Here is a 20,013-nt window from a genome sequence, read left to right as displayed (position 1 = left end):
ACTCATCCCAAAGGTGTTGCCGAGGGCGCCAGCCAAGAATATGTTGGAGGCAGGTTATGCAGACAGCCTTTGGGTTGGGGGTTTACACAGGGAATCCTCGTGCGAATCGGACTCATTGTTGGACCTTGGTTTACGGTACCGCCCGAAAGATATGGCGGAACTGAACGTGTAGTAGATGCGTTGGCGCGGGCTTTGTCCGACGCCGGCCATGATGTCCTGCTGGCAACGGCAGCCGACAGCACCTGCCCGGTGCCTCAGGTCCCGGGGTTTGGCCCGGCTGCGCCGGAGGAACTGGGGCTGACCTACAGCGAGTTGGGGCATGTCATCAAGGCCTACGCGGCGATGCAGGATGTGGACATCATCCATGACCACACGCTGGCCGGTCCGCTGTACGCCCACAGACCACCCGGCATTCCCGTAGTCACCACCATCCACGGTCCTTTATCGCCCATTTACGCGCCGCTCTACAGGGACATGGCGCAGGACACGGGCATCATCGCCATCTCCCACGATCAGTGCAGCAGGGTGGAAGACCTGCAGGTTTCCACGGTCATCCATCACGGGATCGATCTCTCCGCGGTGAGTGTAGGCCGAGGCGCCGGGGGATACGTCTGTTTTGTGGGGCGGATGTGCCCGGACAAGGGACTCATGGAGGCAGTATCCATCGCCCGGGCAGCGGGTGTGCCTCTCCGGATCGCGGCAAAGATGCACGCACCGGACGAGTACGGCTACTTCCGTGACGTGGTGCAGCCCGCCCTGGGGCCCGACGAAGAGTTCCTGGGCGAACTCTCCGATCCTGAGAAATACGAGTTGATGGGCGGTTCCATGGCCCTGCTCAACCCCATTCAGTGGCACGAACCATTCGGGCTGGTAATGATCGAGGCCCTCGCCACAGGAACCCCTGTCCTGGCCACGCCCATAGGAGCCGCTCCGGAAATCGTCAGGCACGGCGTCACCGGATATGTGGCATCCACGCATGAACTGGTGGAGTGCGTCAGCCGGATCCCGGACCTGAGCCGTGAAGCCTGCAGACGCTCCGTGGAAGAGTCCTTCAGCGCTCAACGGATGGCAGCGGGCCATCTGGATTTCTACGCCAGCGTGATCGAAGAATTCCGGGCAAAAGCTCTTCCCGGCGGGGACTTGGTGCAAGAGAATCAAGCATGACTGCTTGGAACGAAGACACCGAGGCCGGGGCGTCCGAACTGGGCGCGGTGACCGTCGTCGAGGGTTCGTCCTTCTGTATTTCCTCGCACTCCGGCGACATCCACGGGGGCGGCTCCCAAGGCACGTACTATCAGGACACCCGGATCGTTTCGCGCTGGATCCTACGGATCAACGGAGCACTGAGGGAACCACTGGTGGCGCGAAACCCTACTGCTTTCCAAGCTGAATATGTGGGGCGGGCATGCTCATCGGACGGCAGATTCGACAGCCCCCTGGTAGTCCAGCACCAACGGAACGTAGGCGCCGGCCTGCGGGACGACATCACTATCAGGAACTATTCGGGCCAGGACGCCCCTTGCGAGATTGAACTACTGCTCGACGCCGACCTGGCGGACCTCTTCGACGTCAAGGGCGGACGGACCAACAAAGCCGGGGTGCCTTCAAAGAAAGCGCATAAGAAGGAACTCCACATTGATTCCCTGCACTCCAGCGGCCAGCGCAGGGGAGTGGCCTTCAGAGCCCCCGGCGCCGCGGTATCCGAGGACGGCTTGCGGTTCCACATCACCATTCCCGCCCGCAGCCAATGGCACACCAGCATCATCGCCCTGCCCTTGGTGAACGGGAAGGGCCCCAAAGATCCCTTCACGGAGACCACGCCGCTGCACCACACACCTGGCGTTCGCCGCCACATTGCCTGGGAAGAGCACGTCCCCCGGATCTCGGTGACAGACACCAACGTGGAAGAGGTCCTGGAACGGAGCCAACGTGATTTGGGCTCCCTGCGTATCTTCGATCCCGCCCATCCCGACCGGGTAGCCGTGGCGGCCGGGGCGCCCTGGTTCATGGCATTGTTCGGACGCGATTCCCTCTTATCCTCCTACATGTCCCTCATGGTGGACCCGCGGCTGGCCGCCGGCACCCTGCAGACCCTGGCCGCGCTCCAAGGCAGCAAAGTGGATGCGGACTCCGAAGAAGAGCCCGGACGCATGCCGCACGAAGTCAGGCTCGGCGTCACAGCCGGACTCTCACTGGGAGGCACTGCGTACTACGGAACAGCCGACGCAACACCCCTTTTCGTCTCCACCCTCGGCGAACTCAGCCGATGGGGCCTGGGCACGGACATCATCGACTCCCTCCTCCCGCACGCCGACCGCGCAATCGAATGGATGGAACAGTACGGGGACCGTGACGGTGACGGCTTCATTGAGTACCAGCGGCCCAACCAGCACGGACTGGTGAACCAAGGCTGGAAGGACTCCTGGGACGGCATCAACTTCGCCGATGGCCGGATGGCCGAGACGCCCATAGCTCTCTGCGAGGTCCAAGGGTACGCCTACGCGGCGTACGTGGGACGCTCGCTGCTGGCCCGCGCCGCCGGAGACACCGCCGTCGAACGCCGATGCGCGGACCGCGCCGAAGCGCTGAAAACCGCCTTCAACGAAGCCTTCTGGCTCCCGGACCGCGGCTACTATGCACTGGCGCTGGACAAAGACAAGAAACCAGTGGACTCCTGCACGTCCAACATGGGCCACTGCCTATGGGTGGGCATCGTGGACGAGGACAAAGCTCCGCTGGTGGCCGAACGGCTGATGTCCCCGGAAATGTTCACCGGCTGGGGCATCCGCACCCTGGGCTCGGACATGGGCGCGTACAACCCCGTCAGCTACCACAACGGCTCCGTCTGGCCGCACGATACCGCGCTCGCCGCCACGGGACTCATGCGGTACGGCTTCGTGAAGGAAGCCAGCCGGGTGGCCAGCGGACTGTTCGACGCCGCCGAACACTTCGGCGGTCAACTCCCGGAACTTTTCTGCGGCTTTGACCGCGGAGACTTCGCGGAGCCGGTACCCTATCCGACGGCGTGTTCGCCCCAAGCCTGGGCGGCCGCGGCACCCGTCCAACTTGCCAGGATCCTGCTGCGGTTCGATCCCGACTTCACCAGGAACGTTCTGCACTTGGCGCCGATCCTGCCGGACGCTTATGGCTCGTTCCGTGCCGACAATGTGCTCCTGGGAAACTCGCGGATCACGGTGCAAGCCTCCGGTTCTTCCGGGACAGTGACCGGGCTGCCGGCCGGGCTCGAGCTGCGTTCGGATCCACGTCCGCCGCTGACGGGGGAGATGTTCGGTTAGAGCTGGTGCTCCATCACGAAGTCGTGCTCCACAGTGGTGCCCAGCTTGAAGGATTTTGTGCCTACCCGCTGGAAACCGCTCTTCTCGTAGAAGCGGATGGCTTTGGCATTCTCGCTGTTGACGCCGAGCCACACCCCGGCAGCGCCCTTGTCCGCGGCACTGGTCAACGATGCCTGGATGAGCCGTGCTGCGGCTCCCTTGCCATGGTGCTCCGGGTGAACATAGCACTTGCTCAGCTCGGTGGACGGCAGCACGGACAGCACGGAGGCCACGTCCGGATCACTGGCCGGCTTGGCAATCAGCATGGTGTACCCGTTGAGCTGCCCGTCGTCGTCGAGCACCAGGATGGTGATGTTGGCGTCGGCGAGGTAGTCCTTGAAGTTCGCTTCGCTCAGCGTTTTTTCGAGGTGCGCCTGGATGTCCGCCGGGGAAGAGCCGGGCGGGCAGGCCAGCGGGAAGGTGACGGCGGCAAGCTCAGCCAGCTTCCCGGCGTCGTGCGTTGTTGCGGTGCGGATGGTTTCAGTCATGTGGCCCCCTTGCGAGTTTTTGGACAGCTAATGCCCCTAAGAACGAATCTTAAGGGCATTAGCTGTACGAAAACTCCGGTTATTCCGCTTTGACCGCCAAAACCGGGCAGTCCGCCTCCAACAGGATCCGCTGGGAGACGCTGCCCATGATCAGCTTGCCCACCGGGCTGCGGCGGCGAAGGCCGATGACGATCAGGCTGGCATCATTGTCGTCCGCAGCGTCCAGGACCTCGGCGGCAGCATCGTGACCGCGGATCGGCTGCTTGATGATGTGCTGGATGCCCTGATCGGCGAGCCGCTCCTCGATGCTCTGGATATCCGGCTCCTGGGCGTACCGGTTGTCCACCAAGGCGTCGCCCTTGGAGGAGTTGATGACCAGCAGGGTGTCGTTGCTTTTCTTGGCCTCGGCGATGGCTTGCGTCAATGCCGCTTCGCCTTCCGGCGTGGGGACGTATCCCACCACGATGGTCATGGTTTCTCCTTGTATCTCATGAAAATGCTTGGATGAGGTGGTTAGTCGCTGTAGTCGGCTGCGCCCGAATTGGCGGGAAGCAGCGGGCTCTTGGCAGGACGGTTGCGTCGGATGACCTTGAGGACCAGCGGCCAGGCCAGGATGATCGCGATGATGACGTAGATTCCGATTGCGATCGGCTCACTGAAGAGCCCGGCCGGGTCGCCTGCACTGAGCTGCAGTGTCTTGCGCAGCTGGCCTTCCAAACGGGGGCCAAGGATGACGCCCAAGATGAGTGGCAGTACGGGGAGGCCGAACCGCCGCATCATGAAACCAAGTGCACCGAGGACCAGCAGGATCACCAGGTCGAACGCCTGCAGGTTCACCGAGTAGGCGCCCAGGGTGGCGAAGAACAGGATGCCTGCGTACAGGTACGGGCGGGGGAGCTGCAGGAGCTTGGCCCACAGGGGTGCCAGCGGCAGGTTGATCAGCAGGAGCAGGAGATTGCCAATGAAGAGGCTGGCAATCAAGGCCCACACCAAGGGTCCCTGACTGGAAAACAGCTGCGGTCCGGGCTGGATGCCATAGGACGTGAACGCTGCAAGCATGACGGCGGCCGTTGCATTGGTGGGCAGGCCGAGAGCCAGCATGGGGGTGAGCGTGCCTGCCGCCGCTGCGTTGTTGGCAGCTTCCGGCCCGGCCACGCCCTCAATGGCGCCGTGTCCGAATTCTTCGGGGTGCTTGCTGAGGCGCTTCTCCGTGACGTAGGAGAGGAAGGTGGGGATCTCGGCGCCGCCTGCGGGCAAAGCCCCGAACGGGAACCCAAACACTGTGCCGCGAAGCCACGGCTTCCAGGAACGCTGCCAGTCCTTCTTGCCCATCCAAGGACGGCCAACCGGAATGATGTGCAACGGGGTACGACGCAAATGTGCGGCCACCCAGAGTGCCTCGCCCACAGCGAAGATGGCCACGGCCACCACCACAATGTCCAGTCCGTCAGACAGCAGCGGAATGCCGAATGTGAGGCGGCTTTGCCCGGTCACGGAATCCAGGCCCACCAGGCCGATAGCCAGGCCAAGGCCCAAGGAGGCAAAGCCGCGCAGACGTGACTTGCCCAGTACGGCAGTGACGGCCAGCAGGGCCAGCATCATGATGGCGAAGTAGCTGGGGGAGCCCAGGCTGACGGCGAACTTCACAACGATCGGCGCGCAGACCGCAAGGAGGGTGGTGCCGATGGTGCCCGCCACGAACGAGCCGATGGCCGCCGTCGCAAGTGCCTGGGCGGCGCGACCCGCCTTGGCCATCTTGTTGCCTTCAATAGCAGTGACCACCGACGACGATTCCCCGGGAGTGTTCAGCAGGATGGAGGTAGTGGAGCCGCCGTACATGCCGCCGTAGTAGATACCGGCGAACATGATGAAGGCGCTGGTGGGTTCAAGGGCGTAGGTGACCGGCAGCAGCAAAGCCACGGTCATGGCCGGGCCGAGTCCCGGAAGGACACCGACGGCGGTGCCCAGGATGACGCCGATCATGGCGTACATGAGGTTCAAGGGGGTCAGGGCGGTGGAGAAACCGTCCATCAAGGAGGACCAAACGTCCATCAGAGGATTCCTTCCAGGAGCCCGGCCGGCAAAGCAATGCCCAGGCCGAGGTAGAAGCCGTAGAAGGTGAGCAGGGAAAGCGCCACGGAGATGATTCCGTCGCGGATGTACCGGCGGCTGCCCAAGGCAAGGACGCTGCCCCAGAACAGGATGGTGCCGGAGATGACCCAGCCGGCCCAGTCGATGAGCAGGATGTTCAGCAGGAAGGCACCGGCCAGCGGAAGGATGGTTTTCCAGTCCGCAGGGTGGGTCAGGTCCACATCCTCGCCTTCTTCAGCTTCACCTTTGCCGCCACGGAGAACGTTGATGGCCAGCATCACGGCGCAGATCAGGAGAATCCCGGCAACAATGAACGGGACAGTCTTTGGACCCACGGGGTCCGATTTCGAGTACGGGGTTACCAGGCCGTTGGCATCCAGGAAGACAAGGACCCCAACCACGCCGAGCAGGAGGGCTACCCCCAGCTCGGCGCGGCCTTTCAAGCCTGTTGCTGGAGAACTCACGCCAAACCAAGCTTGGTGAGGACGTCCGCCACCCGCTTGTCCTGGTCGGTCAGGAACTTCTTGAACTCATCGCCTGTAACAAAGGCATCGGTCCAGCTGTGGGTCTTCAGTGCTTCCTTCCAGCCGGCAGACTCGTGCATCTTCTCGAGTGCGGCAATCAGGGACTGCTTGTCGGAATCGCTGATCCCTGGAGGGGCCACAACGCCGCGCCAGTTGCTGAACACGAGGTCGATGTTGGATTCCTTGAGCGTCGGGGCATCCACGCCCTCGAGCCGCTTCTCGCCGCTGGTGGCAAGGACGCGGACTTCTCCGGACTTGATCTGCTCCAGGTACTCACCGGCACCGGAGGCTGCAAAGCCGAGCTTGTTGCCCAGGATGGCGGGAAGGAGATCGCCGCCGCCGTCGTAGGAGACAAAGTTGACCTTGGTGGCGTCAATGCCCACAGCACCTGCCAGCTGCATCGGCAGAAGGTGGTCCGGGCCGCCGGGGGAGGAGCCGCCACCTACGGAGATGGAAGCGGGATCGGCCTTCCAGGCCTTCACCAGATCATCAATGGTCTTGTAAGGGGAGTCCTTGCTGACCATGATGGCGCCGGGCTCTTCAATCAGCTTGGCCAAAGGAGTGGTGTCCGTCAGCTTGGACTGGGACTTGTTGGTGTAGCTGGCACCCACAACGCCCAGGCCCATGAGCATGGTGAGGTCGCCATTGCCCTTTTCATTCACCACGCGGGCAAGGCCCACTGTGCCGCCTGCACCGGCAAGGTTGAACACCTCGGTGTTGTTGGCGATCTTCTCATCGTCCAGGACCTTGGCCGCGGCCCGGGCGGTGGTGTCATAACCGCCACCGGGAGTATTCGGGACCATGATCTGCAGGCCGGTGATCGGTCCGGCAGCAGCGCCGGAGCTTTCAGTACCGGTGGAGCTCTTCCCTGTGGCACCGCAGCCGGTGGCCATCAGGGCAATGCCGGCGGCGACGGCGGCGACTCGCAATGCGCGGATCTGGCGCATGGTGTTCCTCTTCTCATCATCGAAAATTCGGTGCAGGGCAATGCCCCGTTGATTTGATGCTAGGTCCGCACGTGACGGCTATCACTCTTGTGTTCGCAGTGATCTTTAAGTTCATTGCGTTCACGTTCTTGGAAGGCCCCTTGGAGCTCTGGGGTATAGTTCCGATACGCCAAACGGAGCATCCCCGGACCACTCCGGACTCCGGCGCCATCAAAGGAATTCAGCAGTGACTCCACTGACCCGACTGTCTCGAAGAAGAGGCATGTCCCTGGCCGGGCAATACCTGGTGCTGCAGTTGCTCATTGTCCTGGCCGTCCTGGTGGCAGTGGTAGCCATCTCCCTGGCCCAGTCGGCCGCTGCCTTCGAACGGACAGAAGGACGGCGGGCATTGTCCGCCGCGGAGGCGCTGGGCAACAACCCCACAGTCCGTTCCTTGCTGCCGGCTGCGGGACCGCGGGTGGGCTCAGTGCTCCCGGCCGTGGCCGAATCCGTTCGCACTGTGTCCGGGTCAGCCCACGTAGCCCTCGCCAAGCTCGACCGCACAGTGGTGGCCTCGTCCGATCCCAGCCTGCTTGGCCAACCCCTGCCGCTGGGCGAAAGCAAGGTCATGGAAGGACGCGCCTGGACCGGCGTCCTCCCGGGCAGCAACGGTGCCGTACTTTCCGCCCATGTCCCCGTCCTGGACGACTCCGGAAGAATGATCGGCATAGCCTCCATCAGCAGGAACTACCCCTCCACCATCGAGCGGCTGGGAGACGCCGTCCCAAACCTCCTCACTTACCTTGGCGTGGCCAGTGTCCTCGGAGTGGCCGGATCCCTTCTGCTGTCCCGCCGCGTCAAACGGCAAACCCTGGGCATGGAACCCCGGGAAATCACCGGGCTGGTGGAAAACCGCGAAGCGATGCTGCAGGGCTTGAAAGAAGGTGTAGTGGCCTTGGATCCCCACGAACGCATCACGGTGGCCAACCAAAGCGCCAGGCAACTCCTTGGCCTGCCCCCGGATTGTGTCGGCAGGAAACTGCGGTCCCTCCACGTGGATCCCGCCCTGAAAATAGTGCTCACGCGCGAGCAATCAGACCCCGACCAGCTGGTGCTCGTAGGAGAACGGCTGGTGGTCATGAACCGTGTTGCCCTCCGCTCGCACGGCCGGGACATCGGCTCCGTAACAACCCTGAGGGACAGGACCGAGTTGTCCGCCCTGGAGAGCGAACTCGGCGCCACCAAAACCGTCACCGACACCTTGAGGGCACAAGCCCACGAGTTCGCCAACCAACTCCACGTCATCTCCGGCCTGATCCAGATCGGTGAATACGAGTCCGTGGTGCAGTTCGTCAACGGTGCCACGTTGGACCGCACCCGGCTCAACGACGACGTCACCAGCCGCATCGAAGACCCCGCGCTCGCCGCCCTCCTCATTGCCAAAGCCAGCCTCGCCACTGAGCGCGGTGTGGAACTGCAGCTGGATCCGCACTCCGCGTTGCCCCGGGTTAACGAGGACTTGTCGCGGGATCTCACCACCGTTGCAGGCAACTTGGTGGATAACGCTTTCGACGCCGTCACTGGACTTCCCGGGGCATCAGTCCGGGTGCTGGTGGCCAGCGCGGGTGACCAGGTAACGGTCACCGTACGGGACAACGGTCCCGGTGTGCCCACCGGCTCGGCGGAGGACATTTTTCGGCAGGGTTTCTCCACGAAAGAACCCGGACCGGGTGATGCGCGCGGCTTCGGGTTGGCGTTGTCACGCGTGATCTGCCGGCGATCCGGAGGTGACCTGTCTGTGTCCAATGACAAGGGGGCAGTGTTCACTGCACGGTTCAGCAAACACCATTCGGATTCCACAAAAGGGGCAACGCAGCCGTGATCAAAGTACTGATCGTCGACGACGACTTCATGGTGGCCAAAGTCCACGCAGGGTTCATCCAACGGACCCCCGGCTTCGGTGTGGTGGGCGTGGCGCATACGGGCGCCCAGGCTCTGGTGGAAACCGAGCGGCTGCAGCCGGACCTGGTGCTGTTGGACATCCATCTCCCGGACATCAACGGGCTCGAACTCATGCACCAACTCAGGGATGTTGCCCCGGACTTGGACGTGTTGGTGATCAGCGCTGCCCGCGAAGTGGAAACCGTGCGGAAGGCCTTGCGTGGTGGAATCGTCCACTACCTGATCAAGCCATTCTCCCAAGCCGACCTGCAGGAACGGCTGGAACACTATCTCAGCGCCTACCAAGGCTTGGACGCGTCGAAAGTCGAGGCCGAGCAGTCCGATGTGAACCGTGTTTTCGGCCTGGCCGTTTCCGAGCGGACCCTGCCCAAAGGCTGCAGCGTGGAGACCCTCGAATTGGTTGAATCAGCGCTCAAATCCGCGCCGGGCGATCTCTCCGCAGCTGAGCTGGCTGAACAGCTGGGGACTTCCCGGGTGAGTGCGCGGCGTTACCTTGAGTACCTCCACGACGAGGGGGCGCTGGAGGTCAGACTCAAGTACGGCGTCGGACGTCCTGAAAGGCGCTATGTGCTGAAGGGGCGGTGAGCCGGACGGTCACCTAATGCTGGTAGACGTCCCGCCTGTGGCCCATGGCTACCACCAAAACAATGAGCTGTGCGTCGCGGATCTCATAGATGATCCGATAGTCACCAGTCCGGACGCGCCAGTCTCCGCTGCTTCCAGATAGCTTCTTTGCCCCGGGAGGACGAGGTGTTTCGGCGAGGATTTCGATGGCGGCCTGGATGCGCCGGCGTGCTTCCGGTGGAATCTTTCGCAATTGGCGGACCGCCGCGGGCGCAACCTGAACGGCGTAACTCAAGCCAGGCCCAGCTCCGCTTTGACTTCCTCCCATGGCACGGCGGCATCGCCGGTCTCGGTCATTTCGGTCCGTGCAGCGTTGGCTGCCCGGAGGTCGTTGAGGTCCTCAGCTGCCTCAATCAGCTTGGCGAGATCTTCTGCGTCGATCAGTGCCGCGACGCGGCGGCCACGGCGCAGCAAATACACGGGTTCGTGGCTTACCCGGGCGGTATCAACCGCTTCGGAGAGTCGGCTCCGGGCCACGGTAACTGTCATCTCGGTCATGACACCACTTTAGACTTTAGTACGCTGAAATGTACATTTCGGCGCTAAGCTGTTATTCGGCTCTTTTCCAGCCCAAGGCGGGACCCAATTTCCCTGCGATGTCGGTGAGGATCTGCACGTAATCCTCGTGATCGAAGCTGAAGGGCAGCGCGAACGCCACCTCCTCCACCTCTTGGAAGCCTTCATGGGCGTACAGTTGCGCGGCGAGTTCGTCACTGGTGCCGATGAGGTCCTTCGCAAACATCATGCCCTTGGGTCCCTGCGGAGCACTCGTGCGTGGCGTGCGTTCGTCGACGTACCGCTGGTACTTCTCCCGCTGCTCATTCGAGGCGGAATCAGTGGGGATCACCACTAACCCCTGCGAGGCCCGGGCCGGGTTTCCGGATGCTGCTGCGGCCTCCCGGTAGGCGCGAATCTGCGATTGCTGGACCTTGGCGAAATCAGGTTCCTGATCCTTTTCCGGAAAAATTACGCTGCTGGACAACAGATTGAAGCCGTTGGCCCCCGCCCACACGGCCGACTTCATGCTGCCCGCCCCGTACCAAAGTCGGCTGCGCAAACCGGGGGAGTGCGGTTCCACGCGGTTGGAGAACTCCTCCACAACTCCTTGCTTGCCGGAGAAGTCCCTTACTTTTTCTCCAGCGATCAGGCGGGCAAACCGGTCGACGCGGCCGTATGAAAAGTCCTCTGTTTCTGCAGAATCCGGGTACAGCTCATGCTTCACAGTGTCGTAGTGCATGGGTTCGCCCACGCTCAGTCCCGGATTGATCCTTCCCCCGGCCAGCAGATCCACGGTGGCCAGGTCCTCGGCCAGTCGCAACGGGTTTTCCCAACCCAGCGGGGTTACCGCGGTGCCGAGCTCAATCCGGGACGTGCGCTGGCTGGCGGCAGCCATCACCGCCACGGGGGAGGAGATGCCGAACTGCAAATGACGGTGCCGCAACCAGGCGCTGTCGAAGCCCAACTGCTCGCCCAACTCGATGATCTCCAACGTGGACCGGTGCCCTGCAGCCGGATCAGCGGCGTCGAACAATCCGATGGTGAGGAAACCGAGCTTGCGGAGGGGGCGTTCGGGAGTGGGCATGGGCTTTCCTTCGCGTTTGGTGGTGCAGCTAATGCCCAGAATAGGTGCCGGCACCGACAACGACGGCGGGAGGTTACCTTTTGTGATGGGTGCGGGTACAGCTCACTTTCGTGAAGTAGCTAGACCCCCACCGTCTTCAGGTAGTTCCGGATCCCGTCCACCACCATCTGGTGGTCCTCCTCCGACGACAAACCGGACACCGTGACAGCACCGATCACTCCGGCACCCCGCACGCGGATGGGGAAGGAACCGCCGTCGAGGGTGTAGTCCTCGGGAGCGAGCCACCCGCCGCCAAGCGGGTTGCGCTCCGAGAATTGTTCACCCAACAACGCCGTGCTGTGCTCGAATCGCAGCACGGCGGCGGACTTGCGGCGGATCCATTCTTCCTGGTCCGCCGTGGAACCGGGCAGGACGCAACGGAAGAGGACGAGGTTGTGCCGGCGGATGTCGATTGCAACGCCAAGCTCCGAAGCAATGGCGTGGTTGGCGATCAACGATCCGAGCCGCCACGCGTCATGGTGATCGAACGAGGCGAAGACCAGCTCTTCCTCCTGCTGGCGGAGTTCAGTCAGGCGAGGTGAATCGGCCATTATTCGTTTCCTTCCAGAACACCGTCAGCGTCGTAGCTGAGCCCGATCTGCCTCCGGATTTCGTCCATGGCGGCCATGATGGCCACCGTCTCACTGGGCGGCAGGATGGCCCCCGCGGTGGAACCATCCCGGATGAGGCGCTCCAACTCGGCGGCCTGATATTGCATGCCCCGGCTGGTGACCGGCTCGTCGTACCGTTCAACAACACTGCCATCAACTGCGAAAACCGTGAAGGACACCGGGTTGTACCAAGTATGTTCTATGTCGATCCACCCTTCCGTCCCGATGACCATGGCTCGGTTGGCACTGGCGGCGTCCAGCTCACAATCCACTATCGCCTGAGCGCCATTGGAATATCCAAAGATCGCTGCTGTTTGGCGGTCCACCCCGGTGGCGGACATGGAAGCGCTGGCCTTCACAGACTCAGGCGTGCCCAGGATGTCGAAGGCAAAGGAGATCGGGTAAATACCCAGGTCCAGCAGCGCGCCACCACCCAGGGCGGGATCGTTCAGCCGGTGGGCGGGGTCCTTGGGCAGGCTCTGGTTGTGGGTGGCCACTACCTTGCGTACTTCGCCGATGGTGCCGGCCGCGATGAGCTCCCGGATCCGGATCATGTGCGGCAGGAACCGGGTCCACATGGCCTCCAAGGCCACGAGCCCTTTAGACGCCGCCATGTCAACGATCTCCTGTGCCTGGCGGGCGTTCATGGTGAACGCTTTCTCCACCAGCACGTGCTTGCCGGCGCTCAAGGCCAGCAGGGCATTTGCGTGGTGGAACGGGTGTGGCGTGGCCACGTACACAACGTCCACCATGGGGTCGGCAACCAGGTCCTCATAGCTGCCGTGGGCGGTGGCCACGCCGTACTCCTCAGCGAACGACTCACTCGATTCCAAGGAGCGCGATCCCACGGCTTGCACCGTGAAGCCATTCTCCTTCAAGTCCTTGATCTGGAGCCCGGCAATGAATCCCGTGCCGAGGATGCCCCAGCGGATGGTGCCGTCGGATGTGCCGTTGCTGAGGGTCACGTGCTTAGTCCTTGCTGCTGAAGGCGGCGTCGAAGGAGGTTTGCGACGCCGGGAAGTCGAACTTCTTGAGGGCGGCGAGGGCTTCGGGGGCGCCGTGGAGCCGGTCCATTCCTGCGTCTTCCCATTCTATGGAGATAGGGCCGTCGTAGCCGATGGCGGTGAGGGCGCGGAAGGATGATTCCCAGGGAACATCGCCGCGTCCTGCGGAGACGAAGTCCCAACCGCGTCGGGGATCGCCCCAGGGCAGGTGGGAGCCCATCACGGTGTTGCGGCCGGTGGGGCGGAGCTTGGTGTCCTTGCAGTCCACGTGGTAAATCCGGTCCTTGAAGTCCCAGATGAAGGACACAGGATCGATTCCCTGCCACATGAAGTGGGACGGATCCCAGTTCAGGCCGAAAGCTTCACGGTGGCCGATCGCTTCGAGGGTCCGGACGGTGGTCCAGTAGTCGTAGGCGATTTCGGACGGGTGGACTTCGTGGGCAAAGCGGACCCCGCATTCGTCGAAGACGTCCAGGATGGGGTTCCAGCGGTCGGCGAAGTCCTGGTAGCCGGCGTCGATGACCTTTTCCGGAACCGGCGGGAACATGGCCACGTATTGCCAGATGGAAGAGCCGGTGAAGCCGACGACGGTATCCACCCCGAGCGCCTTGGCCAGCCGCGCCGTGTGCTTCATTTCCTCCGCGGCGCGCTGGCGGACGCCTTCCGGTTCACCGTCGCCCCAGACGCGGGATCCGACGATGGCTTCGTGGCGGAAGTCGATGGGGTCATCGCAGACGGCCTGGCCCTTGAGATGGTTGGAAATGGCCCAGACCTTCAAGTTGTACTTCTCCAGGACGGCGAGCTTGGATTCGACGTAGCCGGGCTCGTCCCAGCGCCAAGCGTCCAGGTGGTCACCGGAGACGGCGATTTCCAGGCCGTCATAGCCCCAGCCGGAAGCGAGTCGTGCCACTTCCTCAAAGGGGAGGTCGGCCCACTGGCCGGTGAAAAGAGTGTACGGGCGGGGCATGTCAGGCTCCTTCAAGAACGGATGCGTTGAGCTGGATCAGTGAGCTTTGTGCTGCCGCGGATTCTTCCACGGCGGCCAGGATGTGCTGGACGTTCAGGCCCTCTTCAAACGACGGCGACGGCGATTCACCGGCCGCGATCGCGGTGAGGAAGTCCCGGATCTGATGCGTGAACGTGTGCTCCCAGCCGATAATGTGTCCCTGCGGCCACCACGCGCCCAAGTACGGGTGCTCGGGTTCGTTGACCAGGATCCTCCGGAAGCCCTGTTCGCGGACCGGAACTGTGGTGTCCATGAAGTTCAGTTCGTTCAGGTTCTCCAGATCAAAGGTGAGCGAACCGAGGGAACCGTATATTTCGAGCCTGAGGGAGTTCTTTTGGCCTGTAGCCACCCGCGAGGCTTCTACTGAGGCGATGGCCCCCGAGGCGAGCGAGAGGTTAACCCAGGCGGCGTCGTCGACCGTTACATCCTCCGGGCCTTCAGCGCCGGGGCGCTGATCAACAAAAGTCCGCAGGCGGCCGGAAACTTCGGTGACGGCATCATCCAGGAGATAGAGGATCTGGTCGATGGCGTGCGAGGCAATGTCCCCGAGCGCGCCTGACCCGGCCGTTTCCTTGCGGAGGCGCCAGGTCATGGGAGATTCTGCGTCGGTCAGCCAGTCCTGCAAGTACGCCGCGCGGACATGCCGGACGGTGCCGAGGCGGCCCTCGGCAATGAGCTCACGGGCCAGCGCAAGCGCAGGGACACGGCGGTAGTTGAAGCCGATCATGGATTGCACGCCGCGGGCACGGGCTTTCGCGGCGGCGGCTGTCATCAACTCGGCCTCGCCGAGCGTGTTGGCCAGCGGTTTCTCCACCAGGACGTGCTTGCCCGCTTCCAACGCGGCGATGGCGATTTCGGCGTGCATCCAGCCCGGCGCGCAGATGTCGATGATGTGGATATCGTCGCGCTCAATGACGGAACGCCAATCCGTGGCGGACTCGGCCCAGCCATACTTGGTGGCCGCTTCGGCAACGGCATCGGCGTCCCGGCCTACCAGCACCTTCTGTTCGAAGGCCGGGACGTCAAAGAAGCTGGCAACGTTGCGCCAGGCATTGGAGTGCGCTTTGCCCATGAAGGCGTAGCCGATCGCCGCAACGCCCAAGGGCGTGTTCGCAGGGGTAGTCATAGTTTCCTCGCCGGTTCTAGAGCGTCGCGGTTTCGGGTGCCCAGTCCTCGGGGACCGCAGCTGAGACGGGTGCGTTGCTGGTGACGTCCACGAAGGTGCCCGATTCCACGGATTCGGTGATGGAGACCATGCTGTCCAGCACGTGGTAGGCGAGATCACCCGTGGCGCGGTGCGCGGTACCGGCGCGGAGGGCGCGGGCCATATCCAGCACGCCCAGGCCGCGACCGTTGGCAGGTCCCGTGGCGGGGATGATTTCGGGTTCTTCCGCACCCGGCCGCCAGAGCTTCAGATCGCCGTCGAAGTAATTAGGGTCCGGCAGGGAAAGCGTGGCGTCGGAGCCGGTGATTTCCACGAAGCCCATCCGTTGGCGCGGGGATTCGAAGGAGAAGACGCTGTGCGAGGACTGGCCGCCCTCGAACTGCGCCATTGCGGACACATGCGTGGGGACCTCGACGGCGAATTCCTCGCCGGCCTTGGGCCCGGAACCAATGATGCGGGTCGCCTTGGCGGAGGAGCCGACGGCGGCCACCTTGCGGATGGAGCCAAAGGTCTGGATCAGTGCGGTGAGGTAGTACGGGCCCATGTCGAACAGGGGACCGGCGCCGTGCTGGAACAGGAACGCCGGATTCGGGTGCCAGGATTCCGGGCCGGGGGTCTGGAACGTGGTCATGCCGGTCAGCGGGGTGCCGATGTCGCCGCGTTCGATGATGCGGCGTGCGGTTTGCAGCCCGGCGCCGAGGAACGTGTCCGGTGCGGTGCCCAGGCGAATGCCCGCAGCGTCGGCTGCTTTGAGCAGGCCAAGCCCGGACTGGCGGTCCAGGGAGAAGGGCTTCTCGGTCCAGACGTGCTTGCCGGCGTTGACCGCAGAGGTGGCCACCTCAACGTGCGCGGCGGGGATGGTCAGGTTCACAATGAGTTCGACGTCGGGATGGTTCAGTGCCAGCTCGGGCGTACCGAATTCGGCGATCCCATATTCCTTCGCGCGTGCTTCGGCGGCCTCTTCGAAGAGGTCCGCGATGACCAGGACTTTCACGTCCGGGAAGACCGTGAGGTTGTCCAGGTACTGCTTGCTGATGTTGCCCGCGCCGATGACGGCAACGCCCACGGGGCCTTTGCGGGTGGAAGGGGCGAAGCTCATGCCTGTGCTCCTTCTGCTGCTTCTGTGCCGGCTGCTTCGGCGCTGGCCGCGGCGGTCAGGTACGCAAGGCTCTGGGTAATGCCTTCGAAGATGTCGCCGGAGTAGTCATCGAATTCAACCACTCCCACTTCCAGGGATTTCGCTGCGGCAATAATGTCCAGCACCGGGATGGTGCCCTGGCCGGCGGGCTGCTGGGCCTTGGTGTCGGTGGTGGCGGGGCCGTCCTTGATGTGGATGAGTTTCACCCGGTCACCCAAGCGGGCCAGTAGTTCCACGGGATCCTGGCCGCCCACGGCAACCCAGTACGTGTCCACTTCCAGGACGAGTTCGGGATCCAGCAAACCCTCGAAGTACTCCAGGGCGGTCTTGCCCTCGATGGTGGACTCCAGCTCCCAGGCGTGGTTGTGGTAGCCCACGCGGATGCCGTACTCAGCACCCTTCTTCGCTGCTGCGTTGAGCTTGGCGGCAGTGGCCTGGATGGTCTCGGCGTCCTGCCAGTGCTCGGCCGGAAGGAACGGATCGATCACCGTGCTGATACCCAGTTCCTTGGCCGCGGCGAAGATCTCATCCTGGTCCTGGCTGAGCAAGGGGGCGTGGCCGGAAGGTGCAGTCAGGCCGTTGTCCTTCAACGCAGCGCCAAGCTCGGAAGCCGTGGCCACAAAGTTGTATGGCTCCACCTGCGTGAAGCCAATCTCGGCAACCTTCCTGATGGTTCCCGGCAGGTCCTCCTGGATGGCATCGCGGAGGGTATACAGCTGGAGTGAGTAAGACATCGGGATCCTTTTCGGGAGTGGTTTTCCGGGAAATCAGGGCCTTGGCGCCAGTCTAGTGAGCGGCCCATCGGGGAGCCACCGATTCCACGCATCAATGGACCGGGCGCCAACTGTTTTCAGCCTAGAGGGACTTTTGCCGAGCGTCCAGCAAAAGTATCGATTATTCCGCCAAACTTCTACCGGGTGACATGCATAAGCAATCATGCTTCACTGTTTGCATGACATTTGAGGCCGGAATCGACGCCGGAAATAGCTCCGCGCCCGAGGCCGGCAATCTCTCGCGCGCCGGGAATCTCTTCCAACTCCTTCGCGACGGCAAAGCGCGGACACGGGCTGAGCTTGCTGAGACCACAGGCCTCGCCCGCTCCACCGTCGCCTCGCGGATTGACGCCCTGATCAGCTCGGGCCTGGTGGGTCCCGCCGGCGAGGCGACCTCCACAGGCGGCAGGCCGCCGTCGCGCATTGCCTTCAACCCTGGTGCGCGCGTGGTCCTGGCCGTCGACGTCGGAGCTACCCACGTGATTGTTGCCGTCACCGATCTCGGTGGCCACGTTATTGCCGAACGAAGGCTGCGGCAGGAAGTCGCCGAAGGGCCGGACGTCGTTCTGGGCCGCGTGGTATCGGCAGGGCGTGAACTCCTGGCAGAAGCCGGCCGCGAACCCGGAGACCTGGCCGGCATAGGCATCGGCCTGCCTGGTCCTGTGGAACATGCCACCGGGAAGCCGGTGAAGCCGCCTATCATGCCGGGTTGGGACGGATTCGACGTCGTCGCGTACGTTCAGCGCTCCCTGCCGGTGCCCGTCCTGGTGGACAACGACGTCAACATCATGGCCCTCGGCGAACGCACCGCGTACTGGCCCGACCATGAGAACTTCCTGTTCATCAAGGTGGCCACCGGCATCGGCGCGGGCATCATCAGCAGCGGTCAATTGCAGCGCGGCGCCAACGGCACCGCCGGGGACCTCGGCCACGTCCGGGTCCGGCGCGGGGACGACGTCCTGTGCCGCTGCGGCAACCACGGCTGCCTCGAAGCGCTCGCCTCAGGTCCCGCCGTCGCGCGTCAATTGCAGGCGCAAGGACTGGAAGCTGCAAGCGGTGCCGACGTCCTGCGGCTTGTGGACGAGGGCAATCCGCAAGCCATCCAGGCGTTGCGGCAGGCCGGACGGGATGTGGGCGAGGTGCTGGCTACTGTGGTCAACCTGCTCAATCCGTCCATGATCATCATTGGTGGCAGTGTGGGGGAGGCCGGCGAGCATCTGGTGGCCGGGATCCGAGAGGTGGTCTACAGCCGGTCCCTGCCCCTGGCCACCACGGACCTGCGTATCGGCATTTCCATGGCAGGCCAGCGCGCGGCGATCCTGGGTGCCAGTCGTTTGGTCACCCAACACGTTCTCTCGCCGGCAGTGATTGAGGCCACGCTCCAAGCAGCGGGATGAGCATTGCTGGATGCCCGTTGCTGGCCGGCGCCGTGATAGCAATGAAAGTGATGAGTACTTTCTTCCCTTCTCCGTGCGCCCGATGAGCCGAATCCTCGCCAGAGTTCCCCGAGGTTGGTTGATCCTCGCGTGCATCGGCCTCATTGCCCTGAACATGCGCGGGCCCTTTGTGGCCGTAGCTCCCGTGGTGGATTCGCTGCAGCAGGACCTCGGATTCTCGCCCGTCGAGCTGGGACTGCTGACCGGTATTCCCGTGTTGTGCTTCTCCCTCGCCTCACCCTTGGCTTCCTTGGCGGGGCGCCGATTGGGGGCCGAATTCGCGGTGATGCTGACTCTTATTGGTGTGCTGGCCGGGGTAGTGATCCGATCCAGCGGCGCTGGCGTTTCGGTCATGGTGGGCACGGTGATCATTGGCGTTGCCATCACCATCGGCAACATCGCGGTGCCGCTCATCATCCGCCGGGACTTCGCACCCCGGCGCCAAGCAACTGCCATGGGCGTCTATACGGCCGCGCTCAACGTGGGCTCATTCCTCACCTCCGTGGCCACTGCACCCTTGGCTGAACTGCTGGGATGGCGGCTCGCCCTGGCCGCGAGTGCGTTGTTGGCCTTGGCAGCAATCCTGTTTTGGGTGCCCACCGTTGGAGCGCGCCGGGCCTTTGTTCCTCTTGCCGTCCCTGTACACGCTGCCTCGGCCTCTGGTCCGGTAGCCGGCGTGGGCTGGCTGACTGCTGGCCTCACGCTCGGCTTCGCGGGCCAGGCCTTCTCCTACTACGGCGTCACCGCCTGGCTTCCCAGCTTCCTGTCCGACGAACTCGCCATGGGCACCGCCGAAGCCGGCGCGGGCTCCTCGCTGTTCCAGATCTTCGCGATTGTGGGCGGCTTGGGCGTGCCGCTCCTGGCCCGCTTCACCAGCACGACGGCGGTAGCGGCCACCCTGAGCGCGCTGTGGTTGACGGTTCCCGTTGGTTTGCTGCTGGCACCGAGTTTTTGGTGGCTGTGGTCCTCGCTGGGTGGTGTGGCCCAAGGCGGTGGGATCACGGTGATCTTCATTGCCATCATCAAATTCGCGCAATCCCAGGCAGCTGCCGGGCGAATGTCTGCCGTGGTGCAAGGTGTGGGCTACTGCTTCGCCGCGTTGGCTCCCACAGTTATCGGGTTCGTGCACAGTGTGACCGACGGCTGGACTGTTCCGCTGCTGGTGATCCTCGGCTCGGTGCTCGCGTTCTGTGTGTGCACCACGTTGTCCGTGCGATGGGTGGCCCGGCAGGGGTAGTTCTGGCCCCGATTCGATGGTTCCCTGCACAACGTGCCGTGCGCACGGCATGGTGAGCAGCGGGGCATCGAA

Annotated in this window: 20 protein-coding genes; 6 read left to right on the top strand and 14 right to left on the bottom strand. The window is 63.5% G+C overall.

Annotated features, from left to right (window positions below; translation table 11 throughout):
• The first annotated feature begins 99 nt into the window (after positions 1 to 99).
• Together BACI9J_RS17915 and BACI9J_RS17910 are read left to right on the top strand one after the other, a co-directional pair.
• The gene (locus tag BACI9J_RS17915; protein ID WP_159735558.1) at positions 100 to 1,164 is read left to right on the top strand and encodes a glycosyltransferase family 4 protein; all 1,065 of its coding nucleotides are present in this window, start codon (positions 100 to 102) and stop codon (positions 1,162 to 1,164) included.
• Positions 1,161 to 3,296, top strand: coding sequence for an amylo-alpha-1,6-glucosidase (locus BACI9J_RS17910; RefSeq protein ID WP_159735557.1), 2,136 nt, complete (start codon positions 1,161 to 1,163; stop codon positions 3,294 to 3,296). Before BACI9J_RS17915 ends, BACI9J_RS17910 begins: the two co-directional genes overlap by 4 nt.
• Here BACI9J_RS17910 and BACI9J_RS17905 read toward each other — a convergent pair.
• The 5 genes from BACI9J_RS17905 to BACI9J_RS17885 all read right to left on the bottom strand — a co-directional run bounded on the left by BACI9J_RS17905 (position 3,293) and on the right by BACI9J_RS17885 (position 7,385).
• Positions 3,293 to 3,823: a GNAT family N-acetyltransferase gene (locus BACI9J_RS17905; RefSeq protein ID WP_159735556.1), complete on the bottom strand. Its 531-nt coding sequence runs from the start codon at positions 3,821 to 3,823 to the stop codon at positions 3,293 to 3,295. The genes BACI9J_RS17910 and BACI9J_RS17905 overlap by 4 nt on opposite strands.
• A 79-nt stretch (positions 3,824 to 3,902) precedes the next feature.
• Entirely contained in the window at positions 3,903 to 4,295 is a 393-nt protein-coding gene (locus tag BACI9J_RS17900) for a universal stress protein (protein WP_159735555.1), read from the bottom strand.
• A gap of 41 nt (positions 4,296 to 4,336) precedes the next feature.
• Positions 4,337 to 5,875 (bottom strand): tripartite tricarboxylate transporter permease, encoded by a 1,539-nt coding sequence (locus tag BACI9J_RS17895; RefSeq protein ID WP_159735554.1) that lies wholly within the window; start codon positions 5,873 to 5,875, stop codon positions 4,337 to 4,339.
• Positions 5,875 to 6,378 (bottom strand): tripartite tricarboxylate transporter TctB family protein, encoded by a 504-nt coding sequence (locus tag BACI9J_RS17890; protein ID WP_026541855.1) that lies wholly within the window; start codon positions 6,376 to 6,378, stop codon positions 5,875 to 5,877. Before BACI9J_RS17890 ends, BACI9J_RS17895 begins: the two co-directional genes overlap by 1 nt.
• A complete protein-coding gene (locus BACI9J_RS17885; RefSeq protein WP_159735553.1) occupies positions 6,375 to 7,385 on the bottom strand; it encodes a Bug family tripartite tricarboxylate transporter substrate binding protein in 1,011 nt (336 codons plus the stop codon). Before BACI9J_RS17885 ends, BACI9J_RS17890 begins: the two co-directional genes overlap by 4 nt.
• Before the next feature lie 262 nt (positions 7,386 to 7,647).
• Here BACI9J_RS17885 and BACI9J_RS17880 point away from each other — a divergent pair, with 262 nt between their 5' ends.
• Complete coding sequence (locus tag BACI9J_RS17880) at positions 7,648 to 9,246, top strand: sensor histidine kinase (RefSeq protein WP_159736542.1); 1,599 nt, start codon at positions 7,648 to 7,650, stop codon at positions 9,244 to 9,246.
• Positions 9,243 to 9,911, top strand: a complete 669-nt coding sequence (locus BACI9J_RS17875; protein WP_159735552.1) for a response regulator — start codon at positions 9,243 to 9,245, stop codon at positions 9,909 to 9,911. Before BACI9J_RS17880 ends, BACI9J_RS17875 begins: the two co-directional genes overlap by 4 nt.
• 13 nt (positions 9,912 to 9,924) lie before the next feature.
• Here BACI9J_RS17875 and BACI9J_RS17870 read toward each other — a convergent pair whose 3' ends face one another.
• From BACI9J_RS17870 to BACI9J_RS17830, 9 genes are all read right to left on the bottom strand, one after another.
• The gene (locus tag BACI9J_RS17870) at positions 9,925 to 10,185 is read right to left on the bottom strand and encodes a type II toxin-antitoxin system RelE family toxin (protein WP_159735551.1); all 261 of its coding nucleotides are present in this window, start codon (positions 10,183 to 10,185) and stop codon (positions 9,925 to 9,927) included.
• On the bottom strand, positions 10,182 to 10,448 hold the full coding sequence (locus BACI9J_RS17865; protein WP_011773458.1) for a type II toxin-antitoxin system Phd/YefM family antitoxin: 267 nt from the start codon (positions 10,446 to 10,448) through the stop codon (positions 10,182 to 10,184). Before BACI9J_RS17865 ends, BACI9J_RS17870 begins: the two co-directional genes overlap by 4 nt.
• Positions 10,449 to 10,500: 52 nt before the next feature.
• A complete protein-coding gene (locus tag BACI9J_RS17860; protein WP_159735550.1) occupies positions 10,501 to 11,532 on the bottom strand; it encodes an LLM class flavin-dependent oxidoreductase in 1,032 nt (343 codons plus the stop codon).
• Positions 11,533 to 11,651: 119 nt separating this feature from the next.
• Positions 11,652 to 12,122 (bottom strand): heme-degrading domain-containing protein, encoded by a 471-nt coding sequence (locus BACI9J_RS17855; RefSeq protein ID WP_159735549.1) that lies wholly within the window; start codon positions 12,120 to 12,122, stop codon positions 11,652 to 11,654.
• Positions 12,122 to 13,147, bottom strand: a complete 1,026-nt coding sequence (locus BACI9J_RS17850) for a Gfo/Idh/MocA family protein (RefSeq protein WP_159735548.1) — start codon at positions 13,145 to 13,147, stop codon at positions 12,122 to 12,124. The genes BACI9J_RS17855 and BACI9J_RS17850 overlap by 1 nt, the downstream gene beginning before the upstream one ends.
• A gap of 4 nt (positions 13,148 to 13,151) precedes the next feature.
• Entirely contained in the window at positions 13,152 to 14,153 is a 1,002-nt protein-coding gene (locus BACI9J_RS17845) for a sugar phosphate isomerase/epimerase family protein (protein WP_159735547.1), read from the bottom strand.
• 1 nt (position 14,154) lies between these two features.
• Positions 14,155 to 15,318, bottom strand: a complete 1,164-nt coding sequence (locus tag BACI9J_RS17840) for a Gfo/Idh/MocA family protein (protein WP_159735546.1) — start codon at positions 15,316 to 15,318, stop codon at positions 14,155 to 14,157.
• A 16-nt stretch (positions 15,319 to 15,334) separates the two neighbouring features.
• On the bottom strand, positions 15,335 to 16,456 hold the full coding sequence (locus tag BACI9J_RS17835) for a Gfo/Idh/MocA family protein (protein WP_159735545.1): 1,122 nt from the start codon (positions 16,454 to 16,456) through the stop codon (positions 15,335 to 15,337).
• Entirely contained in the window at positions 16,453 to 17,229 is a 777-nt protein-coding gene (locus BACI9J_RS17830; protein ID WP_159735544.1) for a sugar phosphate isomerase/epimerase family protein, read from the bottom strand. The genes BACI9J_RS17835 and BACI9J_RS17830 overlap by 4 nt, the downstream gene beginning before the upstream one ends.
• A gap of 218 nt (positions 17,230 to 17,447) precedes the next feature.
• On the opposite strand from BACI9J_RS17830, the gene BACI9J_RS17825 reads away from it, so the two are divergent.
• Positions 17,448 to 18,665 (top strand): ROK family transcriptional regulator, encoded by a 1,218-nt coding sequence (locus BACI9J_RS17825; RefSeq protein WP_236558750.1) that lies wholly within the window; start codon positions 17,448 to 17,450, stop codon positions 18,663 to 18,665.
• 82 nt (positions 18,666 to 18,747) lie between these two features.
• The gene (locus tag BACI9J_RS17820; protein ID WP_159735542.1) at positions 18,748 to 19,941 is read left to right on the top strand and encodes an MFS transporter; all 1,194 of its coding nucleotides are present in this window, start codon (positions 18,748 to 18,750) and stop codon (positions 19,939 to 19,941) included.
• The last annotated feature ends 72 nt before the right edge of the window (positions 19,942 to 20,013 follow it).

It is taken from the genome of Arthrobacter sp. 9V (assembly GCF_902506065.1).
In the GTDB taxonomy this organism is placed as follows: Bacteria; Actinomycetota; Actinomycetes; order Actinomycetales; family Micrococcaceae; genus Arthrobacter.
The sequence above is the reverse complement of the archived record's forward strand: the minus strand, read 5'-3'. Positions and strand labels throughout refer to the sequence as shown.